The sequence below is a fragment of the Kitasatospora sp. NPDC059462 genome (assembly GCF_042749955.1).
Lineage (GTDB): Bacteria > Actinomycetota > Actinomycetes > Streptomycetales > Streptomycetaceae > Kitasatospora.
In genome coordinates this window covers 32,978-45,281 of sequence record NZ_JBHYUU010000015.1, presented here as the reverse complement: position 1 = coordinate 45,281, position 12,304 = coordinate 32,978, and the positions used below count along the sequence as shown (strand labels likewise).

Sequence of the window (12,304 nt, the reverse complement as noted above, 5' to 3'; positions counted from 1 at the left end):
CCAGGTGTCCCCCCTGATGCGTCGGACGCTCCGATCCTCTCCCCCGTTCGAAGATCATTGGCCTGGACCTGCCGTGAGATTTCCACAGACCACATGCCTCGTCAAGGGTTGTCCACGACCTGGCCGGAGCCTGCCGACGGTTCGTCAACTACCTTCCGTGTCCGGGCGGCTGGTCCGCCTTGAGGGGTCCCGGTCAAGGGTGGGGCGGACGGTCGCGGCGAGGGGTGCCGAGCGGGGCCAAGTTGTCTGTACAGCTCGGGGTTCACTGTCCGTCATCGACGCGCCATCGAACCCCCCCGTTCCCGTCCATCTGGGACCCGTACACATAACGGGTCTGGACCAAAGCGTCCGACCACCCCCGCTGTGTACAAGGAGCCACCCCCGATGAGTCCGAAGCCCGAACTGTCGCGCCGCACCCTGCTCGGCGGCGCGACGGCGGCCGCCGTGCTGTCCGCCCTCCCGCTCAGCGTGCGCGAGGCGCTCGCCGCGCCGGCCCGCCCCGGCCGGCTGGCGGACATCCAGCACGTCGTGGTGTTCATGCAGGAGAACCGCGCCTTCGACCACTACTTCGGCACCCTGCCCGGCGTCCGCGGCTTCGGCGACCGCGCGGCGGTGCGCGGCGTCAACGGCCGCTCGGTCTTCCACCAGCCCGACCCCAGCCGCAAGGAGGGCTACCTGCTGCCCTTCGCGATGAACGCCGCCCACACCAACGCCTACCAGCAGGGCGCCCCCGCGTTCGGCTTCGTCGACTCGATGAAGGCCTGGAACGACGGCCTCGCCGACGGCTCGGTCACCCGCCGCTCCGGCGGCTGGCTCGGCCAGGGCTACTACGAGAGCGCCGACATGCCCTTCTACCACGCGCTCGCCTCGGTGTTCACCGCCTGTGACGCCTACTACGCGTCGGTGCAGTGCAACACCAACACCAACCGCGACCACTTCATGACGGGCACCAGCGGCGGCACCGTCCGGGACACCCCGGTCACCGACAACACCGAGATCCCCGGCGGCTACGAGTGGACCACCTACGCCGAGCGCCTGGAGAAGGCGGGCGTCAGCTGGAAGACCTACCAGGCGCTGGACAACTTCGACGACAACGCGCTCGCCTGGTTCACCCCCTTCGTCAAGGCCAAGCCCGGTGAGCCGCTCCACGAGCGCGGCATGCGCGCCGTCGGCGACCCGGCCAAGAAGAACGACCCCTTCGCGATGGGCGACGCCCTGGTCGAGGCCTTCGCCGCCGACGTCCGGGCCGACACCCTCCCGCAGGTCTCCTGGATCGTCGCCCCCGCCGCGCTCTCCGAGCACGCCAACTACGCGCCGCCGAACGGCGAGCACCTCACCGCCCGGCTGCTGGCCGCCCTCGCGGCCAAGCCCGAGGTGTGGCAGAAGACCGTCTTCATCCTCAACTACGACGAGCACGGCGGCTTCTTCGACCACAACCTGCCGCCCGTCCCGCCGCTGGCCACCGGACGCGGCAAGTCCACCGTGCCGGTCGACGGCGAGGTGGTCGTGCGGGTCGGCAAGGGCGGCTCCGCCTACCACCGGGTGGTGAGCCAGGACGGCAGGTACCGGGTGAAGGCCGCCGACGGCTCGCTCACCTGGTCCGACACCCTGCCCGCCGGCGAGAGCGTGGTCTCCGGCCCCTACCCGATGGGCCTGGGCGTGCGGGTGCCGATGATCGTCGTCTCGCCGTGGACCCGCGGCGGCGTCATCGACTCCACCGTCTACGACCACACCTCGGTGCTGCGCTTCCTGGAGCAGCGCTTCGGCGTCCAGGAGCCCAACATCAGCCCCTGGCGGCGCTCGGTCTGCGGCGACCTCACCAACGTCTTCGACTTCTCCGGCCGCGACCCGCGCTGGCCCGAACTGCCGGACACCAGCGGCAACCGGCAGAAGGTCGTCGACACCGGCAAGCTGCCCGCGCCCACCGTGCCCGACCCGCAGGTCTTCCCGCAGCAGCAGCGCGGCACCCGCGCCGCCCGCCCGGCCCCGTACGACCTGATCGTCAAGCCGCGCCTCAAGGGCGACCAGCTGACCGTCGACCTCATCAACCAGGGCAAGCAGGGCGCCGTCCTCGCCGTCTACCCCGAGCCCGGCACCCCGCCGCGCCACTACACCGTCGGCGCCAAGTCCCGGCTCTCCGACGTCTGGACGGTCGGCCCGGACGGCTACGACCTGCGGGTGCACGGCCCCAACGGCGCGCTCTGGCACCTGCGCGGCACCGTGGACGCGCCCTACGAGATCTCGCTGTCCGAGGAGAAGAACGGCAAGGTGCTGGAGGTGGACGTGATCAACCGCTCGCGCACCGCCCAGACCTTCCTGGTCGGCGACCTCGCCTACGGCGACGGCCTGCGCGAGGTCCGGGTCGCGGCCGGCGACGACAGGACCGTCAACGTCAAGGTCGGCCCCGAGGGCTGGTACGACGTCGCCGTCGGCGTCCGCGGCGAACTGGGCTTCCGCCGCCGGATCGCCGGCCGCTTCCCCTGGGACGGCGAGCACCTGCTCACCGACCCGGCGATGGGCCTGGCCGACCCGCTGGCCGTGGACGTCGCGCTCAAGGCCGCCTCCACCACCATCGACGAGGCGATCCTGCTGCCCGGCCGCCCGGCCCGGGTGACCGCCCGCTTCACCGCCACCACCGCGCTCACCGCGCTGGAGGCGCAGCCGGTCGTCCCGGCCGGCTGGACGGTCACCGCCGTCACCGCCGCGCCCGCCTCGCTCGCCGCCGGGGCCACCGCCACCGCCGAGTGGGACGTCACCCCGCCCGCCCGGCTGCCGGACGGCGCGACCCACCGGGTGCTGGTCACCGCCCGGGCGCAGGCCGGCGACCGCTTCGCCGTCGCCGACGGCGAACTCGCCGCCCGCACCGCCCCGGTGATGGCCGGCCACCTGCTCGGCGAGGACTTCGAGTCGCTGGCCGGCGCGCTCCAGCCGGTCGGCGGGGTGCTCGGCTGGACGGCGCAGGCACCGCAGGGCTGGTCGGTGGTCAACGCCCCGGGCATGCCGCAGGGCACCACCCGCCTCCAGGGCTGGACCTTCCACACCAAGCGCGAGTGGTCCAACCCGGCCGGCCAGGACCGCGGCAACTTCACCCGGGGCCTGGGCATCCTGGCCGTCGCCGACCCGGACGACTGGGACGACACCGGCTCGCCGTCCAAGAAGGGCGTCTTCGACTCGACCCTGGTCTCGCCCGCCGTGCCCGTCCCGGCCGGCGCCACCACCCTGTACCTGGGCTTCGACTCGCACTACCGGCAGGAGGCCCCGCAGAAGGCCGCGGTCACCGCGGTCTTCGACAACGGCGCCGAGACCCGTCTGGTGTTCTACAGCTCCGACGCCACCGGCAACGACAACGCCGGCAAGGACGTCCAGAACACCTTCGTCGCCAAGCAGTTCGCCGTCCCGGCGGGCGCCCGCAGCGTGACGCTCAAGTTCCGGATGTACGACGCCGGGAACAACTGGTTCTGGGCCGTCGACCACATCCGCCTGGACGTCGCGCCGATCACCGGCTGACGCCCCGCCGCCCCGCCCGGCCCGCCCGCCCCGCCCGGCCCGCCCGTGTCCCCGGATCCCTGGGCGCGGGCGGGCCTTCGGTTGCCGCCGACGCGATGGGTGCCCCGGCGGCCGGACCGGAAAGTCACTGTCCGTGCCGATGGGTGCGCCGGTAGGAATGGGTGGCCGGCGCGGACCGTCCGCGCCGTGGAGAGGAGCCGCTCCGTGTCCCGTCTTCGTGCCGCCGCCCTGGCCGTCGGCTGCGCCGCCGCCGCGCTGACCCTGACCGCCACCACCGCGCACGCCGCGCCCGGCGACATCCAGACCGTGTGCGGCAGCCAGCTCACCCCCTCCGGCTGGGTCGACGTGCAGTGGTGGAACGACTTCAGCTGCGGCTCGACCTTCAGCCCCAACACGAAGAAGATCGAGCAGGTCGACGGCCTGCCGATCGGCACCACGCTCAACGTCTGCGCGTCGGCGCTGCCGCCGGCCGGCTGGGTGCAACTGTCCGAGTTCTACAGCAGCAGCTGCCGGTACTCGGTCAGCCCGAGCTTCAACAACAACTCCTGGCAGATCAAGCGCGTCGCCTGACGCCCCGCGGGCAGCGTGCCGACGGCCCACCGGCCCACCACCGGTGGGCCGTCGGCGTGTCCGGGCCCGGCCGGGGTGCCGACGGGTCGTGCATATGCCGCGAACAAGTGCGCCGGCGCACTGTCAACCGTCGCGAACGCGACGCGTGCGCGGGCGCACCGGGCCGGAAAGCCACTGCCCGTGTCATGTTCCCGCCGATAGGAATGGGTGGCCGGCGCGGACCGTCCGCGCCGTGGAGAGGAGCCGCTCCGTGTCCCGTCTTCGTGCCGCCGCCCTGGCCGTCGGCTGCGCCGCCGCCGCGCTGACCCTGACCGCCACCACCGCGCACGCCGCCCCCGGCGACACCCAGAACGTCTGCAGCAGCCAGCTCACCCCGACCGGCTGGGTGGACGTCCAGTGGTGGAACGACATCAGCTGCTCGTCGACCTTCAGCCCCAACAAGAAGCAGATCAAGCAGGCCGCCGGGCTGCCGATCGGCACCACCCTGAACGTCTGTTCCTCCACGCTCCCGCCGGCCGGCTGGGTGCAGCTGTCCGCGTTCTACAACAGCAGCTGCCAGTACTCCGCCGTCCCGAGCTTCAACAACAACTCCTGGCAGATCAAGCGCGTCTCCTGACGCCCCCGCCGCCTCCCGGGCGGCCGCCGACGGCCCGCCGGTTCCGCACCGGTGGGCCGTCGGCGCGTCCCGCGCCCCGGGTCGGCACACTGGTCGCACCCCGTCCGCCGCCCGTCCCGGGAGACCACCGCCATGCACCAGCGCCTGCTGCGCCTCACCGGCGCCGCCACCGCCGTCTACGGACTCGCCGTCGCCCGCCGGCCCGCCCTGCTCGCCCGCCCCTCCGGCCTCACCGCGCCCGACGGCTCGGTGCCGGCCGAGGTCGCCGCCTGCCTGCGCCCGCTCGCCCTGCGCGACGCCGCCTGCGGCCTCGCCATGGCCCTCGCCCCGAACGACGCCGCGCTGCGCACCGCCACCGCCGTCCGGATCGCCTCCGACCTCGGCGACGCCGCCCTGCTCGCCACCGCCCTCCCGGCCCGGCGGCACCGGGTGATGGCGGTCGCGGTCTCGGTCGGCTGGGGAGCGCTCTCGGTGGCCGGACTCCTGGCGCGGCCGCGAGGTCTCTCCGCCCGTCAAGTCTCTTGACGGTCGAGAGATATGATCCGGGCTGTCCGCCACCCCGCCGCATCCCGGAGGGCGCCCCGCCATGCCCGCTGACCGTCCCGCCGCCTCCGCCGACCCGGCCGCACCCCCCGCCCGGCCGCGCCGCGCCCGGCTGCTCGTCCCGCTCGCCCTGCTGATCGTCTGGCTCGGCCTCGGCGGCGCCTTCGGCTCCTACGCCGGCCGGCTCGGCGAGGTCGCCACCAACGACCGGGCCGCCTTCCTGCCCCGCAGCGCCGAATCCACCGAGGCCGCCCGGCTCGGCGCGGACTTCCGGGCCGGGGACGCCCTGCCCGTCATCGTCGTCTGGGAGAGCCGCACCGGCCCCCTCGACGACACCCGGCGCGCCGCCGCCGCCCAGGCCCTGCACGACGCCGCCGCGCTGCCCGGCGCCACCGGACGCGTCTCGCCCGCCCTCCCCTCCGCCGACGGCCTCGCCGTGCAGGGCGTCGTCCAGCTGCGCGCCGACCTCGGCCGCGAGACCGGTGACACCGTGCGCGCCGTCCGCGCACTCGCCGAACGCGTCCCCGGCACCACCGTCGGCGTGGCCGGACCCGCCGCCATCCTGGCCGACCTCGGCGGCGCCTTCGCCGGCATCGACGGCCTGCTGCTCGGGGTCGCGCTCGGCGTGGTCCTGCTGATCCTGCTCGCCGTCTACCGCGCCGTCCTGCTGCCCCTGCTGGTCATCCTCGGCGCCGTCTTCGCCCTCGGCATCGCCTGCGCGCTGGTCTACCTGCTCGCCGACCACGGCCTGGTCACCGTCGACGGCCAGGTCCAGGGCCTGCTGTCGATCCTGGTCATCGGCGCCGCCACCGACTACGGCCTGCTGCTCTCCGCCCGCTTCCGCGAGGAACTGCACCTGCACGGCGACCGGTTCGCCGCCATGCGCACCGCCTGGCGGCAGTCCGTCGAGCCGGTCACCGCCTCCGGCGCCACCGTCGCGCTCGGCCTGCTGGTACTGCTGCTCTCCGACCTCACCAACAACCGGGCGCTCGGCCCGGTCGGCGCCATCGGCATCGGCTGCGCCGTGCTCTCCGCGCTCACCTTCCTGCCCGCCGCCCTGGTGCTGGCCGGGCCCGCCGCCTACTGGCCGGCCCGCCCGGCCGCCGACGGCCGGGCCCCGGTGCACCCGGTCTGGACCCGGGTCGCGGCGCTGGTCGCCCGCCGCCCGCGCGCCCTGTGGGCGGCGAGCCTCGCCGTGCTGACGGCGCTGGCCGCCCTCGCCCCCACCCTGGACGCCGGCGGCGTGCCGCAGAGCAAACTCTTCGTCAAGGCCCAGCCCTCGGTGGCCGGCCAGCGGCTGCTCTCCGCACACTTCCCCGGCGGCAGCGGCAACCCGGCCGTGGTGATCGCCGCCGCCGACCGCGCGGAGGCCGTCACCGCCGCGGCCGCCGCCGTTCCCGGGGTGGCCGGCGTCCGCGCCACCACCGCCGGTGCGCCGGGCGGCGCACCGCTGGTCGTCGACGGCCGGGTCCGGCTGGAGGCCACGCTCACCGACCCGGCCGACAGCGACGAGGCGATCGCCACCGTGCACCGGCTGCGGCAGGCGGTGCACGCCGTCCCCGACGCGCGGGCGCTGGTCGGCGGCTACACCGCGCAGCAGGACGACACCCGCACCACCGCCGCGCACGACCGCACCCTCATCACCCCGGTCGTGCTGCTGTGCGTGCTCGCCGTCCTCGTCCTGCTGCTGCGCTCGCTGCTCGCGCCGGTGCTGCTGGCCGCGACGGTCGCGCTCTCCTACCTGGCGACGCTCGGCGTGAGCGCGGTGGTCTTCCCGCACGTGTTCGGGTTCTCCGCCGTGGACCCCTCGGTGCCGCTCTACGGGTACGTGTTCCTGGTCGCGCTCGGCGTCGACTACAACATCTTCCTGATGACCCGGGTCCGCGAGGAGGCGCTGCGCTCCGGCACCCGGGAGGGGGTGCTGCGCGGGCTCACCGCGACCGGCGGGGTGATCACCTCGGCGGGCGTGGTGCTGGCCGCGACCTTCGCCGCGCTCGGGGTGATCCCGCTGGCCTTCCTCGCCCAGATCGCCTTCATCGTGGCCTTCGGCGTGCTGCTGGACACCCTGCTGGTGCGCTCGCTGCTGGTGCCGGCCCTGGTCCGGGACCTCGGTGACCGGGTCTGGTGGCCGGCCCGTACCGGCCGCGCGGCGGCCGGCCCGGCGGCTCCCGCCCCGGCGGACCCGCGGCCGTCGGGTGAACGGGTCGGCCCGGGGGTGTGAGCCGCGCGCGCGACGAGGCGGGCCCCGGCACCCCGGGGGCCGCTCTCCGCGCCGCGGCGGCACCGTTAGGCTGAACGGGTCGGCCCGACGTCGTACGCAACCGGAGAACACGCCTTGGCGGAGCAGGGGGAGCAGCAGAGCTCGCACGGCACACCGGAGCTCGGCCGGCTGCTGCAGGACCTCGCCTCCGAGATGAACCTGCTCGGCCACGGTTTCGCCGCCGCCAGCGGCCTGCACACCACCGACGTGCAGGCCCTGCTCGCGATCATGCGGGCCGGGGACCCCACCGCGGCGTCCCCGGGCATCACCCCCGGGCGGCTCGGCGAGGAGCTCAACCTCTCCTCGGGCGCCGTCACCGCGGTGCTGGACCGCCTGGAGCGGGCCGGGCACATCCGCCGCACCCGTGACGCGGCGGACCGCCGGCTGGTCCTGGTGCACTACCTTCCCGGCGCCGGCCGGATGGCGGCCGAGTGGTTCGCCCCGGTCGCCCGCCGCACCGAGGCGGTCCGCGCCGAGTTCACGCCCGGTGAGCTCGCCGCCGTGGCCCGTTTCCTCGGCCGGATGACCGGCGAGCTGGAGGAGCTGCGCCACTCACGCTGAGCCGCCCGCCGGCCCGTCCCGGGGCTCGCGGAGGGCCTGCTCGGTGATCCGCCGGGCCATCCCGCCGAACACCACGGCGTGGAACGGCGCCACCGCCCACCAGTACGCGTGCCCGGCCAGCCCGCGCGGGTGGAACAGCGCCCGCTGCCGGTAGCGGCTGCCGCCCGCGCCGTCCGGCGCGACCGTGAGCTCCAGCCAGGCCGGCCCCGGCAGCCGCATCTCCGCGCGCAACCGCAGCAGCCGCCCCGGTTCGATCTCCTCCACCCGCCAGAAGTCGAGCGACTCGCCGACCCGCAGCCGCGCCGGGTCCCGCCGCCCCCGGCGCAGCCCCACCCCGCCGACCAGCCGGTCGACCCAGCCGCGCACGGCCCAGCCGAGCGGGAAGGAGTACCAGCCGTTCTCCCCGCCGATCCCCTCCACGACCCGCCACAGCGCCGCCGGAGCGGCGTCCACCCGCAGCTCCCTGACGTCCTGGTAGAGGCTTCCGCCGGCCCAGTCCGGGTCGGTCGGCAGCGGGTCGCTCGGGGCGCCGGGCAGCGAGGCGGAGGACCAGCGGGTGGCGACGTCCGCGTCCCGGATCCGGCGCAGCGCGAGCCCGACCGCCGCGTCGAAGCCGACCATGCCGCCCGGGGGCGGCGGCAGGTACCGGTCGAGGTCGTGCTCGCCGCGGACCACCTCGTGACGCAGCGACTCCACCAGCGGCCGGGCGATCGAGCTCGGCACCGGCGTCACCAGGCCGACCCAGAGGCTGGAGAGCCGGGGGGTGAGGACGGGGACGGCGAGGATCAGCCGGCGCGGCAGCCCGGCCACCGCCGCGTAGCGCTCCATCATCCGCCGGTAGGTCAGCACCTGGGGCCCGCCGATGTCGAAGGCGCGGTTCACCTCGGGCGGCAGCCCGGCGGCCCCGACCAGCAGCCGCAGCACGTCCCGCACGGCGATCGGCTGGATCCGGGTGTCCACCCAGCGCGGGGTCACCATCACCGGGAGGCGCTCGGTGAGGTACCGGAGCATCTCGAAGGAGGCCGAGCCCGAGCCGATGATCACCGCGGCCCGCAGTTCGGCGGTCGGCACGCCGCCGGCCCGCAGCACCCGCCCGACCTCGACCCGCGAGCGCAGGTGCGGCGAGAGCTTGCCGGCCGGCACCCCGGCGGGCGCGAGTCCGCCCAGGTAGACGATCCGCCGCACCCCGGCCGCGGCCGCCGCCCGCCCGAAGGCCTCGGCGGCGGCCCGGTCGGTGGCCTCGAAGCCGGGGCCGGTGCCGAGCGCGTGCACGAGGTAGTAGGCGACGTCGATCCCGGCGAACGCGCCGGCCAGGCTCTGCGGGCGGGTGACGTCCCCGGCGACGGCCTCGACCCGCCCGCGCCAGGGGTGGTCCCGCAGCCGGTCCGGGTCGCGGACCAGGCACCGCACGGTGTGCCCGGCGTCCAGCAGCTCCGGCACCAGCCGGCCGCCGATGTAGCCGGTGGCCCCGGTGACCAGGCAGTGCAGCGGGCCGGCGGGGACGAGGGGGGCGGGGTCGGTCACGGTGGCTCCCGGGCAGCGGTCTGCGGCTGGTCGCCACGATGATCTCCGCAGCGCGGCCGGCCCGCACCGGGGCGGCCGGGGACTCGCCCGTCCGGCCCAGGGCGGTCCGGGCCGCCGGGGGACCGGCGGCGGACCCTCGGCGGCTGCGCAGCGCGTCCACGGTCTCCGAGTCCGGGCCCGGCAACGGCGGGTTCGTCGCCCGGCGCGGCAACGTGGCCGTGGCGTGCGTCGTCGGGCCTCGGCCGGTCCGGCCCTCCTGAGGGCGGGCCGGGTGGTGCCTCTCCGCCGTCACGCGGGCCCACCGCACGGGGCCGCCCGCGCGTCGCCCGTTCGGCGCAACGCGGTCCGGCCTGGTGGCGGGGTGCGGTGGGGCGCGGGCGGGGTGGCCCGATGCCGTCCGGTGCCGTCCGGAGCTGTCCGGGGGAGGCGGCGGCCGGGTGGCGGGTAGGCGACGGGTAGGGCCGGAGGGGCCCTTGGTCCCGCCGGTTCAGCCCCTTGGCCCCTGGCGGAGCGCCCGGCCGGGGGAGATGCTCCTGGTACAGCCGATCGGACGACAGGGGTCCGGTCGGACCACGCCTGCGGACGAGGTGAACCGGCGTGCGGCATGCCACCGTCGAATCAGTGATGACCAGTCCCGTGGTCCAGGTCGCCCCCCAGACCGGCTTCCGGGAGATCGTCGCGCTGCTGGCCGAGTACGACATCACCGCCGTGCCGGTGGTGGACGGCGACGGCCGGCCGCTCGGCATCGTCTCGGAGGCGGACCTGCTGCTCACCCTGGCCGCCCAGGAGGACCAGGGGAGCCACATGCCGCCGCCGGAGCTCCCCCGGACCGGCCCGGGCGGCGCGGTGACCGCCGCGGACCTGATGACCGGCCCGGTGGTGTGCACCACCCCGGACGCCAGTGTGGTCGTGGCGGCCCGGATGATGAGCCGGCACGGCGTGAAGCGGCTGCCGGTGCTGGACCCGGACGGCCGGGTGTTCGGCATGGTCAGCCGGGGCGACCTGCTGCGGGTCTTCCTGCGGGAGGACCGGGTGATCCGCCGGGAGATCGTGGAGGAGGTGCTCGGCCGGATCGAGGGGGTGAGCCCCGCCGAGGTGGGCGTCGAGGTCGACCAGGGGCGGGTGGTGCTCAGCGGTACCGTGCCCGAGCCGTATCTCGTCCCGATCGTGCTGAACCTGTGCCGTTCGGTGGACGGCGTCGTCTCGGTGACCGACCGGATGAGCGCCGACAGCTTCGGTGACCTGGGCCCGGAGAGCGGTTCCCCGATCGGACCGGGGGAGGCGCGCGACGGCGACGCGCGCGACGGTGGCATACGCGAAGGTGATGCGCGCGACGGCGACGCGCGCGGGAACGACACGCCCGCGCCGATCGGCTGATCCCGCGCGCCGCGCGCGCCGCGCCGGCTCCCGCGCGTCGGGTCGGCGTCCGCGCCGTTCGGCCGGGTGTCCGGCCGGACTCGGAGCGTCCGCTTCGAATATTGCGCTGCGTACCGGGTATCTCACTCGGCGTGTGCGGCGGTAGCGGGCCGCCGCGCCGCCGGGTACCGGGGAGGCAGCCGTGGCCGTCGTGTTCGACGCGGACTTCACATCGACCAGCCAGTGGGTCGCGGGGCGCAGCAGCGCCTATCCGCGGATGGGGCCGACCAACCGGGGTGACCACAAACTCGACTTCCTCGGCCGCGCCTACTGCCCCGGCGGCCTGTTCACCGCGACCCGGCGGCAGGGCGGCGAGCTGTGGACGTGCAGCCTGCTCACCACCGAGGGCAGCCCGGAGGGCTTCCAGGTCCGCACCGGCGACACCCTCAGCGCACGGGTCACCCTGCCCGTCGAGGTGGGCGCCTGGCCGGCGATCTGGACGTGGCGGGACGGCGGCAACGAGATCGACGTGTTCGAGTACCACCCCGACAACCCGGACCTGCTGGAGATCTCCAACCACGTCCGGGGCGGCTACCGGTACTGGCACGGGGCCGACGCGGGCATAGCCCCCGGCGCCACCTTCGGCCTGCGGACCGTCTTCGGCGCGCACTCGGTGGACTGGTTCGTCGACGACACCCTCGTGCACGCCGACCGCCGCGGCGTCGGCAGCGGCTGGCACGCGTACCTGATCGTCAACCTCTCGGTCTCGGACGGCACCTACCACGCCCGGCCGCCGGCCTTCGGGCCGGACCGGCTCGGCTGGACCTGCCACAGCCTGCGGGTCGAGCGCGGCGGCGCGGGCACCGGGGCGCCGCGGCATCCGTGAGGCGGTGCTCGCTCGTGCGGCGCCCGTGATCAGGATTCGGGCGGGAACATCGCGGTGATCAGACGGCGCGGCCCCGAGCGCTGGAACCAGACCACCCGGCGGTACGGGCCGATGTGGGCGGGGTGCGTGACGTAGAGGTCGTCGCGCGGTGCGGACTCGTTGCCGGGCGCGAGCGCGGCGTCCAGGGCGTCGGCGGCGATGGAGCGCAGCAGCGCGTGCGCGGTCGCCGCCGCCGCGGCGGGCACGATGGCCAGTGCGGTGAGTTCGAACCAGAGCGCCGTGGAGACGTAGGCGATGGGGGAGTGGCCGAGGGCGGGGTGGGGGCGGTGGTCCTGGTAGCGGAGCAGTACCCCGGCCGCGACGAGGCGCTCGCGGTCGTCGGCCGGCGGGTGGTGGTTCATGGGGCGAACGCTACCCGGCCCGGTCCGGGTGGGGCCGGTGCCCGGGGGTTTCCCGGCCCGGCGGGCGTCGGGCGGCGTAG

The 12,304-nt window shown here is 75.5% G+C and carries 10 protein-coding genes; 8 read left to right on the top strand and 2 right to left on the bottom strand.

The features are described from left to right. The first annotated feature begins 384 nt into the window (after positions 1–384). The 6 genes from ACFXAM_RS06915 (at position 385) to ACFXAM_RS06890 (ending at position 8,057) form a co-directional block, all read left to right on the top strand. Positions 385–3,507, top strand: coding sequence for a phosphocholine-specific phospholipase C (locus tag ACFXAM_RS06915; protein ID WP_380288168.1), 3,123 nt, complete (start codon positions 385–387; stop codon positions 3,505–3,507). Positions 3,508–3,711: 204 nt separating this feature from the next. Then, a complete protein-coding gene (locus ACFXAM_RS06910) occupies positions 3,712–4,077 on the top strand; it encodes a hypothetical protein (RefSeq protein ID WP_380288166.1) in 366 nt (121 codons plus the stop codon). A gap of 250 nt (positions 4,078–4,327) precedes the next feature. Further along, positions 4,328–4,693 (top strand): hypothetical protein, encoded by a 366-nt coding sequence (locus tag ACFXAM_RS06905; RefSeq protein WP_350562929.1) that lies wholly within the window; start codon positions 4,328–4,330, stop codon positions 4,691–4,693. 132 nt (positions 4,694–4,825) lie between these two features. Then, positions 4,826–5,218: a hypothetical protein gene (locus tag ACFXAM_RS06900; protein ID WP_380288164.1), complete on the top strand. Its 393-nt coding sequence runs from the start codon at positions 4,826–4,828 to the stop codon at positions 5,216–5,218. A 61-nt stretch (positions 5,219–5,279) separates the two neighbouring features. Further along, positions 5,280–7,457, top strand: coding sequence for an MMPL family transporter (locus ACFXAM_RS06895; RefSeq protein WP_380288162.1), 2,178 nt, complete (start codon positions 5,280–5,282; stop codon positions 7,455–7,457). A 114-nt stretch (positions 7,458–7,571) separates the two neighbouring features. Then, the gene (locus ACFXAM_RS06890; RefSeq protein WP_380288160.1) at positions 7,572–8,057 is read left to right on the top strand and encodes a MarR family winged helix-turn-helix transcriptional regulator; all 486 of its coding nucleotides are present in this window, start codon (positions 7,572–7,574) and stop codon (positions 8,055–8,057) included. Here the strand turns inward: ACFXAM_RS06890 and ACFXAM_RS06885 are convergent. Next, positions 8,049–9,581 carry an SDR family oxidoreductase gene (locus ACFXAM_RS06885; protein WP_380288158.1) on the bottom strand — a complete coding sequence of 511 codons (1,533 nt, stop codon included), beginning with the start codon at positions 9,579–9,581 and terminating at the stop codon, positions 8,049–8,051. The two genes, ACFXAM_RS06890 and ACFXAM_RS06885, sit on opposite strands and share 9 nt — an antisense overlap. A 624-nt stretch (positions 9,582–10,205) precedes the next feature. Between ACFXAM_RS06885 and ACFXAM_RS06880 the strand changes: the two genes are divergently transcribed. Together ACFXAM_RS06880 and ACFXAM_RS06875 are read left to right on the top strand one after the other, a co-directional pair. Further along, positions 10,206–10,958, top strand: coding sequence for a CBS domain-containing protein (locus ACFXAM_RS06880; protein ID WP_380288156.1), 753 nt, complete (start codon positions 10,206–10,208; stop codon positions 10,956–10,958). A 181-nt stretch (positions 10,959–11,139) separates the two neighbouring features. Continuing rightward, entirely contained in the window at positions 11,140–11,823 is a 684-nt protein-coding gene (locus ACFXAM_RS06875) for a beta-glucanase (protein WP_380288154.1), read from the top strand. Between the two features lie 29 nt (positions 11,824–11,852). On the opposite strand, the gene ACFXAM_RS06870 is transcribed toward ACFXAM_RS06875, so the two are convergent. Beyond that, on the bottom strand, positions 11,853–12,224 hold the full coding sequence (locus ACFXAM_RS06870) for a hypothetical protein (RefSeq protein WP_380288152.1): 372 nt from the start codon (positions 12,222–12,224) through the stop codon (positions 11,853–11,855). Between the last annotated feature and the right edge of the window lie 80 nt (positions 12,225–12,304).